This window comes from Nocardia sp. NPDC101769, from assembly GCF_044766925.1.
GTDB lineage: Bacteria > Actinomycetota > Actinomycetes > Mycobacteriales > Mycobacteriaceae > Nocardia.
In genome coordinates, this window is the sequence record NZ_JBIWMX010000023.1 from 19,500 (window position 1) to 35,293 (window position 15,794).

The following is a 15,794-nucleotide window of genomic DNA, read 5'->3' on the forward strand; positions in this document are numbered from 1 at the left end:
GCGATGTTCGTCGCTCAGCAGAGTGGGGGACCGAATCAGACCACACCCGACCATGACTGCAGCGTCCGCTCTCTTGCTGACGCAGCGGCCAGGCCCCGCGACCCGACGGTTTCGCCACGAAACCGGACCACGATGCAGCCGGGCTTCCGGTAAAGTTCGCGGGTTGACAACACATTTGAAGGTCAGGGGCTTGCCGAGGCTCTGTGAGCAATGGCTCGTCATCAGTGGCGAGTTCACGGCTCGCATTGCTGTCGGTTCCACGGCCGAAGCTACGGGATCGCTGGTCATGGATTCCGATCCACGAACAGTGATGAGGTCTCGATGTCCGAACCGTACTCCGCGATGGCGCAGTTCCAGATCTCGCGGTCGTCCCTGAGGAGCTACCTCGCGGCACCTGCGCGGCCCACGTCCTATTGGTCGGACTGGCCCGCCATGTGCGGCCGCAAGGATGCAACGGGGCAGCAGAACGGCCTGCCGTTCTCCCTGCACCGGGAGATGGACTTCGACTCCGTCGACCGCTGGCTGTCCGAGGGGGATTACCGCAGTCACCTGCGCGTCATCCTGGGGGTTGCTGAACTGCCGTCCCTCGCTCGCTTCAACTACGACGAGGAGACGGGTCTGGCCACGGTTGTGAATCTCACGGTGGGTGCCGAGTGCTTTCGCAACCCGCTCTGGTTCCTCGCCACCGTCCGAGGAGCCGCCGGTTACATGGATGGCACCGGAGGGCTGGCGGTAATCCGTCAGCACATCTGGGGTGGCCCGGACAGCAAGTACACCATGGCCGTGTTGCGGCTCGAACAGGGCGGAACGCGCTTCCTTCACTCGGCCGGTGACGCCGACGCCTACTCCGATGCAGTGCGCCGGGCCAACACCGTCTTCACTGGTATCGGCCTTGGCCCGGATGGGCTCGCCCTTGGCGACACCGAAGCCGTCGCCAACCTCGACCGGGTCTGAGCGGCCCAGCCCAGATTCATCAGGCGCAGCCAGCCAGCACGCCCGTCTCCCCGAGAGACGACTGATGAGATCGCATATTCCAATCTGGAGCCTCGGGAAGTACGACGAATCCGGCCAGCGGTGAACGTCAGAAGCCACCACCCCCGGACCGGTACCACCACCCCAAATACCACCGTCGGCCGAGCCACCTCCGTCACCGAGGAAACCGCTACTCAGGATCTCACCGTCCCGACCGCCGAGGAAGCCCCACACGTGCTGACCTGCCGATTCGGTGTCGCTCGACTGGCGCGGAAAGCAACGGATATGGCGTACCCGCAGGTGAGGGCTGACAGGTTGGCTCGGTCATGGCGCCGGTCGGCTTCAGGGGCGCGGGCTGCGGCCAGCCCGTCGCGGGTGCGTTCGGACATCAGCGCGTGCTCGAATTCGGCTATCCCGCCGAGGATTTGGAAGAACATGCGGCCGACAGCGGTGCAGGTGTCGATGCCCTGGTCGAGCACCACCAGGTCCACGCCTCGGTCTTGGAGTGTCCTGGACAGCTCGATCAGGTGCTCGAGGGAGCACCCGAGACGGTCGAGCTTGGTCACTACCACGATTGTCCCCGGCCGGCCCGGGCCGGCCGGGGACAGCGAATAGTTCAGCAGTCCACCCGAAGCTCAAAAGGTGAGACCGATTGCGCCGGTGGGGACGGCGGCGACCAAGGTGGGGCTACCGCCACCGATCGGCGCCGATACCACCCTCAGGCTGCCGCTGTCGGTGATGAACAGGGTGCCACCGGCCGCGACGACATCGATAGGGCCCACCAGACCGGTCGTCACCAGGGGGGTGATCGGGCCGCCGGTTGTCGGTACCGACACCACCCTGTTGGCCCCGAATTCGGCGATGTAGAGGGTGTTACCGACGCGGGTGAGCCCCCTGGGCTGATTCAGGCCGGTCGCCAGGACAGTTGCCGCGCCGCCGGTTGCCGGTACCGAATACACCGTGCCCGGGTTGGCGCTATCGGTGACATAGAGAAGGCCGGGGCCATAGATGTAGGGCAGCGGGTTGCTCGTGCCGTCCAGATTCGCGGCGACGGTGACCTGCACCGTGCCTGTCCCGGGCGGGGCGATGGCCGTGATCTGCGTATCGGAGACGATGGTGAATGTGGTTGCGGTGGCACCGAACTGCACCGTCAATGGGCCGACATTGGCGAACCCCGAACCGGTGATGGTTACAGAGTTCCTACCCGCTTCAGGGCCGAAAGAGGGTGTAAGCGACGTAAGAATAGGGGACATGGGTCGGCCTCCAGACTGAAATACGGTGAAAGAGTTATCCTGCAAAGGGTTCCGATCTTGTCGTGACCTCGCTATCTCCAGTAACCCTCCATCGGAGGCACTTCGGCAACGAATCTGCAGTCCGTTTCCGTCCGGTATTGCCCAGTTTGGGGGTTTACTGGCCGGCTGGATCCGGCGCTGAGGCGGTCCAATCGCCGAACAGGGTTGCCGTGTAGCGAAATCACCCATGCCGCAGCATCACTCGTAAATCCGAAAACGGATGAAAACGGACCGGCAGAGACGTTGCCCGGCAACCGATCCGGAGAAATTAGGGATTCCGGACTCGCACGGAAAACAAGTGGTTTCGGTAGTAACCGTGCGGAAACAACGACAATGGCTCGACCAGCAGCGATACCGTGCTGTCGGTGCCTGGTGCGACGATGGGCCGGAGGTCGGTGTCCGGTTCCCTTCCGGGACAGCGGCCGGTGTGGAGGGAGTCCTGGTGTGTGATTCCAGGGCTCCCTCGTCGATTACAGGGTTGGGATGCGGCCGGGTGCGGTGTCGGTGCATCAAGTAGCCGCATACCGCGCTGACCGAACCGGTCAGCGCGGGGCGCCGGCGGCCGGAACCCGTTGCGGTGCAGAACGTCCGCAACTGCCGATGAGCGACCTCACCGTATGAGCAGTAGCATCCTCCACGACCAACTCGACCTTGCCGACCCCGTCAGCGCCCGGCTGCTCGATTCCGGGACGGGGTTCACCTCCGACGCCACGGTCACGCGACGGTGGCGATCCTTCACAGGTGGCGGTCGGGGTCGGCGAGGTGGGCGGCGTATCCGCCACATTTGGCGCCCTCGGCCGCCTTGATGATGGACCCACCGACGGATAGGGCGGTGGCGATCACCTCGTCCGCCTTCTCCCGGCTGTCGACGGTGCAGTGGAACGAGACGCCGCGGAAGCCCTCGCCCTCTGGCGAGACGCCCGCGTCGTTCGCGGCCCAGTCGATCGGATAGATCCCAGCGGCGAACCGCCGCCCAGCTCGAAGGTCGCGAAACTCGGAAAGTCCTGCCCCAGCTTCGCGCCGAGCCCCTCACAGAACTTCTTGGAACGCTCCACGTCGGAAACGGCCGGCCCGATGGTGGTCGCCTGCGGAGTCATTGTCTTCCCCATTCTCTTTCGCAGGTCACATCTTCAGTCGGCGATCCAGGAGCCGTGGGTTCCGCCGGGGACGCGGCGCGGGAGTCGCACCGCCGCAAGGGGATCGGCGGTGAAGTCGCGGGCATCGAGGATCAGCAGCTCGGAGGTGGCGGTGGCGGGATCGCCGACGAGGGTGAGCAGGTAGTCGTCATCCTCGGCGGTGGCGTCCGCGGCGGAGACGAAGACGGCCTCGCCGGGAACGCGGCCCGGACCGGTGGATGCGAGTACACGAGCGCCGGTGTCGTTGTCGTACTTGATGATTCCGATGCGGTCGTGGCCGGATCCGGGGAAGGCGACGGCGTAGCTGTAGCGGTTGCGGCGGCCGAGGTAGTCGCCATTGATGGTGGGGAAGTCGGTGATCAGGTCATCGAGCAGGTCCTCCCGGGCACGGGTGCCGGTCGGGTCGATGGCGTAGCGGTATTGGAGGGCACCGCCGTTCGGGTTGGTGGGGTGGCCGGGCGCGCCGATCCACCACTTCCAGGAGGTCTCCCACGCGGAGCGGTCGAAGCGCGGCCCCTCGACCACGACCCGGCCATCGTCGTCCTCATAGGTGTTCGAAACGTGCAGCAGCGCACCGGGATCGACCTCGTACCAGCGGACCGGGCCATTGTCCGAGCGCGGCAGCAGACCGATGCGCGGGGCGTAGGAGTCACTCCAGCGGTAAGGGATGCCCGAGGTCTCGGCGTGATCGAAGACCACCGACATGTCCAGCCACACCACGTAGTTCGCGGTCAGGCCGAAGTCGTGCATGAGGGACGGACCCGCACCGTCGACCACCCGCTGGTGGCGGATCTCGCCGTCGGCGGAGGCGATGTAGTAGGTCAGATGCGGCGCGAAGGGGGAGTAGGCGAAGAAGTGCAGTTCACCGGTGATCGGGTCCTCCTTGCTCGCCTGTCGACGGTGGAGTCGAACTGGAAATCCCACGCCCACACCACCTTCGGTGCGTCCGCATCGACCGCCTGGCACCGACGAACATCCGGCCCGTTTGCGCGGGGGAATGGGTGCGGACCTGCAGGCCCTGCTCGCGCCAGAGCTGGTGCACCTTCTTCTTGTTCATCGCGCTGCCCTCGTCGAACCGCAACGCCGCCCAGGCGCGACGGGGAACCCGTGACCGGGGTGCTCGGGTGCGTAGGAACGCGGCCAGGCCCGCAGGCTGGCATCCGGATCCGCCAGTGTCGCCGCGGTCCTGCCAGGGACCGGGTGGTGGCCCGGAGCGGATAGAATCGGTTGCCGATATCGGTTTCGTCATATCGTGTGAAGGGTGGTGCGGGATGCGAGAGTTCCAGAGAGGGGCCGTGCGGCTGCACATCCTCCATCACGCGGCCCAGGAGGGTGTGCACGGTGCGTGGCTGACCACCGAGCTGGCGCAGCACGGCTACGACATCAGCCCGGGCACCTTGTATCCGACGTTGCATCGGCTCGAGGCCGACGGGCTGCTGGCCTCCGAGCAGCAGGTCGTGGATGGTCGGGTGCGGCGGGTGTATCGCGCGACCCCGGACGGGCTGGCGGCCTTGGCCGCAGACCGGAAAGCGTTGGCGGAGTTGGCGCGTGAGGTACTCGGCGAGCACACCGCCTGAGCTGCCGCTACCGGCAGGGCGCTGCGCTCACCGCGAGACCGGGGCGAGCCGGCGGCGCAGCAGGTAGACCAGCGCGCCGGCGGCGAGGACCGCGGTGCCGGACAAGACCGAGTTCAGGGGCAGGGCGAAGGCCAGGATCACGCATCCGGCCAGGCCGAGAACGGGAATCACGCGGGGCGGGCGGCCTTCATCGGCGGCGAGGGTCCAGGCCGAGGCATTGGCGATGGCGTAGTAGGCCAGCACGCCGAAGGAGGAGAACCCGATCGCGCCTCGCACGTCGACGACCGCGGCGAGCACCGCGACGACTGCGCCGACGGCCAGCTCGGCGTGGTGGGGCACCTCGAAGCGAGGGTGTACCGCTGCCAGCTGGTGGGGCAGGTGCCGATCACGGGCCATGGCCAAGGTGGTGCGCGAGACGCCCAGGACCAGCGCCAGTAGTGATCCCAGGGCCGCGACCGCCGCACCGGCCCGCACCACCGGCACCAGCGCCGGTGCCCCGGCCGCTCGCACGGTATCGGCCAACGGTGCTGTGGCAGAACCCAATCCGTGCGGGCCGAGCACCGCCAGGGCCGCGACAGCGACAGTGGCGTAGACGACCAGCGTGATACCCAGCGCGATCGGGATCGCGCGGGGGATCGTGCGGGCCGGATCGCGCACTTCCTCGCCGAGGGTGGCGATGCGCGCGTATCCGGCGAAGGCGAAGAACAACAGTCCGGCTGCCTGCAGCACCCCGCGCGCCGAGGCATCGGACCCGATCGCCAGATGCCCGGCATCGGCGGCCGAGGAGGTGAAGGCGGCGACCACGACAGCGGCCAGCACTGCGAGCACGACCGCGACGATGATCCGGGTCGCCAGCGCCGATTTCTGCACGCCGCGATAGTTGACCGCGGTCAGCGCGACCACCGCGGCGACGGCGACCGCGTGCGCTTGGCCCGGCCACACGTAGGTGCCGATGGTCAGCGCCATGGCCGCACACGAGGCGGTCTTGCCGACCACGAACCCCCACCCGGCCAGATACCCCCAGAACTCACCGAGGCGTTCACGCCCGTAGACGTAGGTGCCGCCGGAGGCCGGATATCGCGCCGCCAAGCGGGCGGAGGAGGTGGCGTTGCAGTAGGCGACCACCGCCGCGACCGCCAGCCCGATCAGCAGTCCGGACCCTGCCGCCGCCGCGGCAGGGGCGAGTGCGGCGAAGATCCCGGCGCCGATCATCGAGCCCAGCCCGATCACCACGGCGTCGCCGACGCCGAGCCGCCGCCGCAACTGGGTATCGGGATGGCTGGACGATGACATGACGCAACGCTCCTGTCTGGCGGGGACGAGACAGCGGCCACGATAGCCGATATCGGAAACCGATAATGATCGGCGGAAAGGAGTTCACCCACTCGCCATGTGGGTATCGATCCGGCGTGTGGGCCACGCGGGTCGCCGTGCTCGCCGGTAGGGTCGGGTGCTGTATCGGGTGACGATATCGGGAGGCGAGTGTCGATGGCAGGAACGCGGCGGTGGTAGCCGATGCCCGGCCCCGACGGCCCGACGGCGACGTTCGGCACGCCGTAATGCCGGCCCGGGGAGTGCAGCCGTGACCGGGCGATCGGCTCGCCGTCTGAGGGTCGCCGAGGCCCTGGTCGTCGCGACCGTGATCGTCGGCGGGCTGTTCGGATCGCTGCTGGACCGTGCGCTGGTCGCCACGCCCGCGTGGCGGGATCTAGGGGTGGTGGCGTGGGCCGATTCTGGGGCCGGGTGACGTGGTGTACCCGGTCGGCGGGATCCTCTGGTGGGGCCTGGTTTTCGCGGCCGTGATCGCCTGCCGGCGGGATCGGTCGGTATCGCACGCGGTCCGGGTGCCGCTGTATCTGGCAGTGGTGGCGGTACTCGGGGCGATCGTCTCAACCGTGATCGCGGCTCCGACGATGCAGCATGTGGGCGCGGTCGCCGACACTGACACCGCCGCGTTGCAGCACGCGTTCGACACGTTCACCGTGTGGGGTGTCTACGTGCGGGGCATCTGCTTCGCTGCCGGATTCCTGTGCAGCGTATGGGCGCTGGTCGTCCTGCTGCTCGAACACCCTCTACCGGTACCGAACTCCTCGGCCACCGCCTCGACCCCGTGACACCGGTGCCGATCGGTCCGCGACGAACGCAAGGACCCGACGAGGTCATCAGCGCAGCGGCGGGATCGGTGGCCCGCGGCGGATTCACAGGGCTCTCCCCGGCAAACGGCACCCCCACGCCGAGCGGGAATCCGCACTGTTCCAACCCCGCGCCATCGACACCCCTGCTGCCCAGGTGAGTACGCTCGATCCGAAATGCCGTATCGGGTGACGATATCGGGAGGCGAGTACTGATGGCAGGAACGCAGCGGTGGTCGTTGTCGCGGATACTCGGCGCGGACGGCCCGGCGGCGGTGATCTGTATCCGGGTGGCGGTGGGGCTGGTGTTCCTCAGCGAGGGCGTTCAGAAGTTCCTCTACCCGCACACGCTGGGGCCGGGCCGCTTCGACAAGATCGGAATACCGGCACCGACGTTCTTCGCCAACCTCGACGGTGTCGTCGAAATCGCCTGCGGCACCCTGATCGTCATCGGCCTGCTGACGCGGCTGGCAGCGGTGCCCCTGCTGATCGACATCAGTCTGGCGATCGTGCTGACCAAACTGCGCGAGCTGCGCCCCGGCGGATTCGGTGGCGTACAAGGCTTCTGGGGCATGGCCCACGACGCCCGCACCGATTTCGCGATGCTGCTCGGCCTGATCTTCCTGCTGTGGGTCGGCCCTGGCCGCTGGTCACTGGACGCGATGATCGCCCAGCATGCTCAGCTCACACGCAGCAAGGCCATGAACCCGTAGTCCATATGCAGCTGCTGGTGGCAGTGCAGCAGCGAGGCACCGGTCTGGTCGGTGACGACACAGATGGCCATTTCCTGGTAGCCGCCGAGCATCGGCATATCCTTGCGCAGCCCCGCAGTCGGGGTTCCGGCGATGTGGGTGACCTCGAAGGTGTTGCGGTGCAGGTGGATCGGGTGGATGTTCCCCATGTCCACCTCCGGGATGTCGAGCAGCAGCAGCTCATCGGCGCGGGCCGCGGTCTCGTACAGCATCGTCCACAGCACCTTCTCCCGCAGCGGCACATCCTCCGCAATCCGGACGCCCGGAGTCGGCGGAGGCCACCCCCGCCCCGCGCCGATAGCAAGGAATGTCGATAAAAGGACGGTTCGTCACTGTGGCGTAGGGGGAGCGCGGGGAGGGGAGAAAACGGACGAAGCAGGCCCGGAAGCCCGACCGACGCGGCCGACCCCCATCCACGCCCCGACAATGCGCCAACACCCGCCGCCGCAGCGGACTTCGTCCACGCGCAAGCGTCGGCATGAACAACGCGCGCCGGACAGTGTTCACGTAAACATCCGCGCACCGGGAAGCGCGACAACCGACACAAGGGGCCGATGCGGGGAAGCGACGCACTGGGGCCCGGACCAACCGGGGCCGATGCCTCAACTTGACATAATTTACTTCTAATCGGCGAAAGCTGTTGCAATACAAGACAACCCAGGGGAGAGGCCCCCAGAACCGTCCAAACAAACCCGAGAGTGCCGAACCCACCCGCATGCCATCCAGAAAAGGTGAAAGTGCCGAACCCGCGACACCGACCAGACCGACCGAACCAACCACACAACCGCCCGGCAGCGGGGGCAGAATCCAGGCGCACCTGAAAGTGCCGAAGCCTCAAAACGCCAGGGAGCAACGAACACCCGCGCCGCGGGCCGCACAATCCAGGAAAACCCGGAAGCTCCGGCGCGAGCCGTGAAACCGGAACTTCAGGTCACATCAGGAACAAAACGTCACAGTGACGCAATTAAATCATGAATGACTATGCGGAGACATGAATCAAACACGGCCCAACACTCAGGTCTTCCTGGATTGCCGCGCATCGCCGAAGCCGCTCTCACGCCCCGCGGATGACTCCCACCTTTTTCCTGGACCGAACAGCGTTGCCACACTGCGGGTTTCAAGATCAACTGCCCTGCCCGTAATCGCGCCGATAATCTACATTATGTAAAGCTGTGGAGATGTCGGCCCGTCCCCCGCAACGAGCTCATCCGCGTGAGTGAAGGTGCACAGGAGCTCTGTTCGTTTCCCGTTGAGCGGTCAGGCCTAGCTTCTGCTGATTCCTCCGTCCAGATACCGGAACAAGCGAACGGCTTCCCCCCATCTGTGGTGCGCCGGCAATGCCTTCGCGCAACATGATGGTGCGGAACAGCTCGAACAGTTCCTCGTGCTGGAGGGCAGGCCGGTTCTCTTGGCGCCAGCGAAGGATGTCGGGTCCGTCCATCCAGCTATTCGACGGGCGCGGCACGGCTATACACGGGTGCCCCACCCCGCCCAAAGGCCCGGTCCGCGCTACGGCCGCGATCGTCGACCCGGACGAACCCTGAGCCTTCGGCTCACCTGTGTTCCGCTTTGGCCTTGCGCAACAACTACCGGACGGGCTCGATTCGATCTACTGACGCCGTTCGCGAGGTGCACTCGGCGCGGCCCGCCGCAGGATTGCATTGGGGATCGTGCGGCGAAGCGCGTCGACCGCGGCATCCCGGTCGGGCCTTTCGAGCGCCTCGACGAGGTCTTCCATGACCTCGGCCAACGGGTTCAGATCGATATCTTCAGGCGCGGTCGTCTCGAGTTTCGTGAGCAGGTAGGTCGTGCCGACGTCCATGATGCTCAGGTAGAGGGCGTTGAGCAGAACCCCTTTGCCCAGATCGGCAAGGCAGGCGTGGAGATCCCAGCACGCCCGGACGAAGTCCGAGACCGATCCCGAATCGCGAGTGTGGCGCACGCGTTCCAAGTTCTCGGCGAGTGCGTCCCGATCGGCGCGGGTGATCCGGCGCAACGCCTCCTCGATGAGCAGGGGCGCTATCGCGTCGCGAATTTGCACGGCTTCGGCGAAGGCCGCGTCCTCGTCGGCGGCGGTGCGAAACCATCCGTTCATCCGAGACAGCGGCGAGGGGTCGCACGCGAATAGCCCCCCGCCCGGTCCGGGGCGGGAGGTGATGATCTCGCGTGTCTGCGCGAGTTTGATCGCTTCGTTGATGGTGCCGACAGAGACGCCGCAGATTTTGCGCAACTCGTCTTTGCTGCCGATACGCGCGCCGGCGGGTACTGCCGCCGCAAGTCGGGCGATCTGGCCTGCGGCCTGTTCGGCGCGGGAGCTGCCCAAGGACACTGTGCTGCCCACATCTGTCGCACGGGTCCAGAGCTCACGGGAGTATGCGGGGCCCTCGAAATCCTCGATGGCCGCTCCGGCGACCGTGCCGTCGTTCTCGTCGCTTCCACTCATCGCTGCCCTCCCAGCCGAAAGACCGTGCTCAGCCACTCTAGCAATTAATCATGACTATTAGGCCACAGCGCCTCGCGCGAGGGCGATCGAGGATGGAAAAAAATCATGATTAATTCAGCCCAACCTCTTGACACGTGACCGGGGTCACCTCAACACTGGGGCATGCAAGCAATTAATCATGATGATTTGCTGGAAGGTTGATCGGCCATGTTGGAGCAGCATTTTCGGGACCTCATGGCGGGAGTGTGCGCTCCGGTCACAGTGATCACCGCCGCCGACGAGGACGGCCCACACGGCGCCACGGTGAGCTCGCTGGCCTCGCTGTCGTTGCGTCCGGCGTTGATCTCGATCGCGCTGGATCGCCGATCCAGCCTGCTGACTCGAATCAGGACGAGCGGCCGCTTCGCGGTCAACGTCCTCGCTTCCACGCAGGACGACTTGGCGATGCTGTTCGCGACTCGCGGCGCCGACCGGTTCTCCGCCACCGAATGGTCCCCCGAGGAAGGGCTACCACGCTTGGCCGGTGTGGCCGGCTGGGCTGCCTGTGAGGTGTGGCAGACCGTCGAAGCCGGCGATCACCTGCTGTTGATCGGCCTGGTCACCCGCGCTGCGTCCGCCCAGGAGGCGCCACTGGTGTACGGCTACCGCACCTTCGGCACCCATTCGCGCTTCGCTGCTCGTCCCCGCAAGCCCATCGTCGACGACATCGCCGCCTACTCCCGCTGAACTCACTCACATGCTCCACGCAACCGATCAGGAAAGAAGGATCAATGACTGCCACCGAACTGCCCTACGTCACCGACACACCGAGCGCTGCCGAACTGGTTGCCAGGGTCAAGGAACTCACTCCTCTGTTGAAGCGCAACGCCGCGGCCGGTGAACAAGACCGCCGGGTCGTCGAGGAAAGCATTCGCGCCCTCACGGATGCGGGCCTGTTCAAGATCGCCGTCCCTGCGCGTTACGGCGGCTACGAGACTTCGATGCGCACCATGCTCGATGTCTCCGCCGCGGTCGCTGAGGCCGACGGCGGCACGGCGTGGGTGGTGACACTGACCAATGTCATGTCGTGGGTGGTCGGGCTGTTCCCCGAACGCGCCCAGGACGAGGTCTTCGGCGCCGACCCCGACGCCAAGGTCTGCGGCGTGCTGACCCCCACCGCGGAAACCCGCAAAGTCGACGGCGGATGGCGCGTGACCGGCAAGTGGTACTACAACTCCGGCTCCCTGCACGCCACGTGGGCCGGGCTGGGCATCCCGATCACCGACGAGGACGGCAACGTCACCGATCAGGGCATGGCGCTGATCCCGCGCACCGATCTGAACCTCGAGGACACGTGGTTCGTCGCCGGGATGCGGTCCTCGGGCAGCAACTGCATGGTCGCCGAGGACGTGTTCGTACCCGAGCACCGCGTGATGCGGATACCGCCGGCGATCGGCGGCGACTATCCCACCGAGCACAAAGACGAGGTCTTCTACCGGTCCGCGATGGTTCCCGTACTGGCGTTGGTGCTGATCGGCCCGCAGCTGGGCATGGGCAAGGCCGCACTCGACCTGGTCGTGGAGAAGGCCGCGAAGAAACCGATCTCCTACACGTTCTTCACCGCTCAGAAGGACTCGGTCGGCTTCCAGTTGCAGATCGCCGAAGCCGCGCGGCTGATCGACACCGCTCGTCTGATCGCCTACCGCGCCGCCGCCGACATCGACGAGGCCGCCGCGCGCGGCGTGTACCCCGACTACCTCACCAGGGCCCGCGTGCGCTCGGACACCGGCTATGTCGCCGAATGCACCACCCGAGCCATCGAGATCCTGCTGTCCGCACACGGCGCCGGCTCCTTCGCCGAGGCCAATCCGCTGCAACGGATCTGGCGTGACTCCGCCACTGCCGCCCGCCATGCCATCGTCTGCCCACAGGTGAGCTACGAGACCTACAGCAAAGCCCTGCTCGGCGTGACCGAGCCCATCACTCCGCTGGTCTGACCGTGTATGTCGCCGCAACCGCAGACGCCGCTGTGATCGCTCAACGAGAAGAGATGCGCACGCTCGCTCTGGTGGAAGGCCGCTATGACGAAGTCGCCGCGATATACGACGACCGACTGGTCTACACCCACTCCACCGGAGCTCGCGATGACAAGGCCACCACGCTCGGGCGGCTGATGGAAGGCACCCTGCGCTACGAGGTGATCGACCACGATCTCGACCACATCGAAGTCGTCGGCGACACCGCCCTCGTCACCGGTCGTCTGCGGGCCACCGTCGTGGTCGCCGGTGGTCGCCGTGAGATCGAGTCGTCGACCTCGATGGTGTGGACACGACCGCGCCAGGGCGGTGCCTGGATCGTCCTGATCTTCCACTCTTCTCCCGCGCCTTCGAAGGAGTCGAGATGACAACCTCAGCCGCCTGGCGCCGTGGATACCGCGATGGTCCCCGGTGTTCGCATCCGGAGCGAAACGGTCCCGTCGCCAACGCTTACGGCAACGAGGTTCATGCCCTTCGTGGCCCAGACGGATGCGTGATGCCCGCATGATTCGACAGGAGAACGACATGGCTGCGCCCATCTGGGTGCCCGACCCCTCTGCTGTCGAGGGTGCACGTATCTCGCGATTCACCGAATTCATCGAGGCCGAGCATGCGGTGCGGTTACCGAGCTATTCCGACCTGCATCGCTGGTCGGTCGAGAACCTCGGCGAGTTCTGGCAGGCGGTGTGGGACTTTTTCGGCGTCCAGTCCCCCACCGCGCCGGGTCCTGCGTTGACCGATGCGCTGATGCCTCATGTCACATGGTTCCCGGGAGCACAGCTCAACTACGCCGAATATTTGCTGCGCGGACGTGATCCGGACGCGGTCGCCCTCGTCGACGCCACCGAAGCCGGGGGCGAGACGACCATGGTGACCTGGGGCGAGTTAAGCAGGCAGGTCGCGGGTTTGGCCAAGAGCTTGGCCGGCCACGGCGTCGGACCGGGTGACCGTGTGGCGGGATATCTGCCCAACTGCGCCGAGGCGGTCGTGGCGTTCCTCGCCACGGCATCACTAGGCGCGGTATGGGCTTGCTGCGGGCAGGACTACGCGGTGCCCGCCGCGCATGCCCGGCTCGGGCAGCTCGAACCGGTCGCGTTGATCACCTCCGACGGCTACCGGTTGAACGGTGCCGTCCGCAGCAAGACCGATGATGCGGCCCGACTGCATTCGCTGCTGCCGAGCGTGCGGGTGGCGATTGCGGTGGACCGCGTCGGTTCCGGCGTGGCCGGGATGATGCGGTGGTCGGATGCGACTGCCGGCGAACACCGCCTGGCCCCGCGGCCTGTGCCGTTCGACCACCCGCTGTGGGTGGTGTTCTCGTCCGGCACCACCGGCGTGCCCAAAGGCATCGTCCACGGTCATGGCGGTGTGCTGCTCGAACAACTCAAGTCCAGTGCCCTGCACTTCGACCTCGGCGAGACCGACACCTTCTTCTGGTTCACTACACCGAGCTGGATGGTGTGGAACAGCCTGATCGGCGGTCTCCTCGTCGGGGCACGGATCGTCTGCTACGACGGCAGCGCGACCCATCCGAATGCCGGCGCCTTGTGGGACATCGTCGACCGGTTCGGTGTCACCGTCTTCGGCACCAGTCCCGGCTATCTGCTCGACTGCCGGAAGAATGCCTCTGACCTGCGCAGCACCCGATCGCTGGACGCGTTGCGGTGCGTCGGGGTGACCGGGGCCACGTTGCCCGCCGCCACCGCCGAATGGGTGGCCCGCGAGCTCGGGCCGCGGGTGCGTATCGCGTCGACCAGCGGCGGTACCGACGTTGTCACCGGATTCGTCGGTGGCGCACCGACTCTCCCGGTCTACGCCGAGGAGATCTCGGGGCCGTGCCTCGGGGTGGCCGTCGACGCCTACGACGCGGACGGCAACTCGCTGACCGGGCAGGTCGGTGAGCTGGTGGTCACCGCCCCGATGCCGTCGATGCCGCTGCGGTTCTGGAACGACCCCGGCGATATCCGATACCGCGACGCCTACTTCTCGATGTACCCGGGCGTGTGGCGACAAGGCGACTGGATCACCCGCACACACACGGGTGGAGTGGTCATGCACGGCCGCTCCGATTCCACCCTCAACCGGCATGGCGTGCGAATGGGCAGCTCCGACATCTACGACGCCGTCGAGGTCCTGCCCGAGGTCAACGAAGCCCTCGTCCTCGGCGTCGAGGAACCCGGCGGCGGTTACTGGATGCCGCTGTTCGTCGTCCCGACCCAGGGCGTCGCGTTCGACGAGCGGCTTCGGGCGCGGATCACCGACGCGATCCGACGTAACGCCTCACCGCGCCACGTCCCCGACGAGATCATTCGCGCACCCGGCATCCCGCACACCCGCACCGGCAAAAAGCTCGAGATCCCGCTCAAACGCATCATGCAGGGCGCGCCGCCCGAGAGCGTGGTCGACCCCGCCACCGTGGACGCCCCCGAGCTCGTCGACTGGTACGCCGGCATCGCCGCCGACCGTGGCAAGCCCCCGCTCGCCCAACCCGATACCGGCCTCGATCGGCCGGCCGAACACGCTGAGGAAAGACCATGAGCCTGCATCGTTTGACCACCATCACCATCGGGGTGCCCGATCCCGACGCCACCGCCGACTACTACCGCGACTTCGGCCTGACCGACCTGGGCGGAAACCGCTTCGGCACAGTCGACGGCGGAGAACAACTACGCATCGCGCGCACACCGCAACGGCGGCTGCTCGAACTCGGCATCGGAGCACACGATCCCGAGGACCTGGCCCGGATCGCGGCACAGCTGGACAAGCTGGCCATCGCGCACACGGCCGACGATCGTTCGTTGACCGTGCAGGATCCGAACTCCTCGCTGACCGTGAACGTCGAAATCGCCCCGGAGATCCAGCAGCAGCCCGCTTCGTCGCCGGTCACCAACGGCCCAGGACGTCACGACCGGCGCGACCAGCGCGCTGCGGTGATCAGCCGCACCGAGCCGGTTCGACCCCGCAAACTCGGCCACGTTGTCATCGGCTCGCTCGATCAGGAAGCCAGCCAACGCTTCTTCGCCGAGGGCCTCGGTTTCAAGGTCAGCGACAGCGTCCCCGGACTGGCCGCTTTCATGCGCTGCTCCACCGACCACCACAACGTCCTCGTACAACAGGCACCGCTGAACTTCCTGCACCACACCGCCTGGGAGGTCGACGACGTCGACGAGGTCGGGCGGGGCGCCACCGCGATGCTCGAAGACAACCCCGACCGCCACGTATGGGGCCTGGGACGCCACCACATCGGGTCGAACTTCTTCTGGTATCTGAAGGACCCGGCCGGAAACTTCTCCGAGTACTACAGCGATCTGGACTGCGTCGTCGACGACGCGCTATGGAAGCCCGAAGTCGTCGAAGGCATCAAGGGCCTCTACAACTGGGGTCCGCCACCGCCACCGTCGTTCCTGGCACCGGAAGATCTCGCCGCCCTCATGACCGGCTCGCACGCGCCGCACTAGACCGAAAACCATCGCCT

General features: G+C 66.5%; 16 protein-coding genes. 10 read left to right on the forward strand and 6 right to left on the reverse strand.

Features of this window, described 5'->3' with window-relative positions:
- Nucleotides 1-321: 321 nt before the first annotated feature.
- Nucleotides 322-954: a hypothetical protein gene (locus ACIRRA_RS29990; protein WP_402774949.1), complete on the forward strand. Its 633-nt coding sequence runs from the start codon at nt 322-324 to the stop codon at nt 952-954.
- A gap of 212 nt (nt 955-1,166) precedes the next feature.
- Here ACIRRA_RS29990 and ACIRRA_RS29995 read toward each other — a convergent pair whose 3' ends face one another.
- From ACIRRA_RS29995 to ACIRRA_RS30005, 3 genes are all read right to left on the reverse strand, one after another.
- Nucleotides 1,167-1,544 (reverse strand): recombinase family protein, encoded by a 378-nt coding sequence (locus ACIRRA_RS29995; protein WP_402774952.1) that lies wholly within the window; start codon nt 1,542-1,544, stop codon nt 1,167-1,169.
- A 63-nt stretch (nt 1,545-1,607) separates the two neighbouring features.
- On the reverse strand, nt 1,608-2,453 hold the full coding sequence (locus ACIRRA_RS30000; RefSeq protein WP_402774955.1) for an IPT/TIG domain-containing protein: 846 nt from the start codon (nt 2,451-2,453) through the stop codon (nt 1,608-1,610).
- A 941-nt stretch (nt 2,454-3,394) separates the two neighbouring features.
- The gene (locus ACIRRA_RS30005) at nt 3,395-4,324 is read right to left on the reverse strand and encodes a carotenoid oxygenase family protein (protein ID WP_402774958.1); all 930 of its coding nucleotides are present in this window, start codon (nt 4,322-4,324) and stop codon (nt 3,395-3,397) included.
- A 347-nt stretch (nt 4,325-4,671) separates the two neighbouring features.
- Between ACIRRA_RS30005 and ACIRRA_RS30010 the strand changes: the two genes are divergently transcribed.
- Nucleotides 4,672-4,977 carry a PadR family transcriptional regulator gene (locus ACIRRA_RS30010; protein ID WP_402774961.1) on the forward strand — a complete coding sequence of 102 codons (306 nt, stop codon included), beginning with the start codon at nt 4,672-4,674 and terminating at the stop codon, nt 4,975-4,977.
- Nucleotides 4,978-5,004: 27 nt separating this feature from the next.
- On the opposite strand, the gene ACIRRA_RS30015 is transcribed toward ACIRRA_RS30010, so the two are convergent.
- Nucleotides 5,005-6,270, reverse strand: coding sequence for an APC family permease (locus ACIRRA_RS30015; protein WP_402774963.1), 1,266 nt, complete (start codon nt 6,268-6,270; stop codon nt 5,005-5,007).
- Nucleotides 6,271-6,559: 289 nt separating this feature from the next.
- Here ACIRRA_RS30015 and ACIRRA_RS30020 point away from each other — a divergent pair, with 289 nt between their 5' ends.
- From ACIRRA_RS30020 to ACIRRA_RS30030, 3 genes are all read left to right on the forward strand, one after another.
- The gene (locus ACIRRA_RS30020) at nt 6,560-6,724 is read left to right on the forward strand and encodes a hypothetical protein (RefSeq protein ID WP_402774966.1); all 165 of its coding nucleotides are present in this window, start codon (nt 6,560-6,562) and stop codon (nt 6,722-6,724) included.
- Between the two features lies 1 nt (nt 6,725).
- Nucleotides 6,726-7,091: a hypothetical protein gene (locus tag ACIRRA_RS30025; protein WP_402774969.1), complete on the forward strand. Its 366-nt coding sequence runs from the start codon at nt 6,726-6,728 to the stop codon at nt 7,089-7,091.
- Between the two features lie 233 nt (nt 7,092-7,324).
- A complete protein-coding gene (locus tag ACIRRA_RS30030; RefSeq protein ID WP_402774972.1) occupies nt 7,325-7,822 on the forward strand; it encodes a DoxX family protein in 498 nt (165 codons plus the stop codon).
- On the opposite strand, the gene ACIRRA_RS30035 is transcribed toward ACIRRA_RS30030, so the two are convergent.
- Both ACIRRA_RS30035 and ACIRRA_RS30040 read right to left on the reverse strand, forming a co-directional pair.
- Nucleotides 7,789-8,073, reverse strand: coding sequence for a multicopper oxidase domain-containing protein (locus tag ACIRRA_RS30035; RefSeq protein WP_402774975.1), 285 nt, complete (start codon nt 8,071-8,073; stop codon nt 7,789-7,791). The genes ACIRRA_RS30030 and ACIRRA_RS30035 overlap by 34 nt on opposite strands.
- Before the next feature lie 1,397 nt (nt 8,074-9,470).
- Nucleotides 9,471-10,304 (reverse strand): FadR/GntR family transcriptional regulator, encoded by an 834-nt coding sequence (locus ACIRRA_RS30040; RefSeq protein WP_402774978.1) that lies wholly within the window; start codon nt 10,302-10,304, stop codon nt 9,471-9,473.
- 207 nt (nt 10,305-10,511) lie between these two features.
- Here ACIRRA_RS30040 and ACIRRA_RS30045 point away from each other — a divergent pair, with 207 nt between their 5' ends.
- The 5 genes from ACIRRA_RS30045 to ACIRRA_RS30065 all read left to right on the forward strand — a co-directional run bounded on the left by ACIRRA_RS30045 (nt 10,512) and on the right by ACIRRA_RS30065 (nt 15,777).
- A complete protein-coding gene (locus ACIRRA_RS30045) occupies nt 10,512-11,030 on the forward strand; it encodes a flavin reductase family protein (RefSeq protein WP_402774981.1) in 519 nt (172 codons plus the stop codon).
- A gap of 44 nt (nt 11,031-11,074) precedes the next feature.
- Nucleotides 11,075-12,280, forward strand: coding sequence for an acyl-CoA dehydrogenase family protein (locus tag ACIRRA_RS30050; RefSeq protein ID WP_402774984.1), 1,206 nt, complete (start codon nt 11,075-11,077; stop codon nt 12,278-12,280).
- A gap of 32 nt (nt 12,281-12,312) precedes the next feature.
- Nucleotides 12,313-12,687 carry a nuclear transport factor 2 family protein gene (locus ACIRRA_RS30055; protein WP_402774987.1) on the forward strand — a complete coding sequence of 125 codons (375 nt, stop codon included), beginning with the start codon at nt 12,313-12,315 and terminating at the stop codon, nt 12,685-12,687.
- Between the two features lie 157 nt (nt 12,688-12,844).
- Nucleotides 12,845-14,857, forward strand: a complete 2,013-nt coding sequence (locus tag ACIRRA_RS30060; protein WP_402774988.1) for an acetoacetate--CoA ligase — start codon at nt 12,845-12,847, stop codon at nt 14,855-14,857.
- Nucleotides 14,854-15,777 (forward strand): VOC family protein, encoded by a 924-nt coding sequence (locus tag ACIRRA_RS30065; RefSeq protein WP_402774990.1) that lies wholly within the window; start codon nt 14,854-14,856, stop codon nt 15,775-15,777. Before ACIRRA_RS30060 ends, ACIRRA_RS30065 begins: the two co-directional genes overlap by 4 nt.
- Nucleotides 15,778-15,794: the final 17 nt, after the last annotated feature.

What these genes read in the sequence shown, in the direction of transcription:
- ACIRRA_RS29990 (WP_402774949.1), top strand. Translation starts at nt 322, where the DNA reads ATGTCCGAACCGTACTCCGCGATGGCGCAGTTCCAGATCTCGCGGTCG.
- ACIRRA_RS30000 (WP_402774955.1), bottom strand. Translation starts at nt 2,453, where the DNA reads ATGGGTGATTTCGCTACACGGCAACCCTGTTCGGCGATTGGACCGCCT.
- ACIRRA_RS30010 (WP_402774961.1), top strand. Translation starts at nt 4,672, where the DNA reads ATGCGAGAGTTCCAGAGAGGGGCCGTGCGGCTGCACATCCTCCATCAC.
- ACIRRA_RS30015 (WP_402774963.1), bottom strand. Translation starts at nt 6,270, where the DNA reads ATGTCATCGTCCAGCCATCCCGATACCCAGTTGCGGCGGCGGCTCGGC.
- ACIRRA_RS30030 (WP_402774972.1), top strand. Translation starts at nt 7,325, where the DNA reads ATGGCAGGAACGCAGCGGTGGTCGTTGTCGCGGATACTCGGCGCGGAC.
- ACIRRA_RS30035 (WP_402774975.1), bottom strand. Translation starts at nt 8,073, where the DNA reads ATGCTGTACGAGACCGCGGCCCGCGCCGATGAGCTGCTGCTGCTCGAC.
- ACIRRA_RS30040 (WP_402774978.1), bottom strand. Translation starts at nt 10,304, where the DNA reads ATGAGTGGAAGCGACGAGAACGACGGCACGGTCGCCGGAGCGGCCATC.
- ACIRRA_RS30045 (WP_402774981.1), top strand. Translation starts at nt 10,512, where the DNA reads ATGTTGGAGCAGCATTTTCGGGACCTCATGGCGGGAGTGTGCGCTCCG.
- ACIRRA_RS30050 (WP_402774984.1), top strand. Translation starts at nt 11,075, where the DNA reads ATGACTGCCACCGAACTGCCCTACGTCACCGACACACCGAGCGCTGCC.
- ACIRRA_RS30060 (WP_402774988.1), top strand. Translation starts at nt 12,845, where the DNA reads ATGGCTGCGCCCATCTGGGTGCCCGACCCCTCTGCTGTCGAGGGTGCA.
- ACIRRA_RS30065 (WP_402774990.1), top strand. Translation starts at nt 14,854, where the DNA reads ATGAGCCTGCATCGTTTGACCACCATCACCATCGGGGTGCCCGATCCC.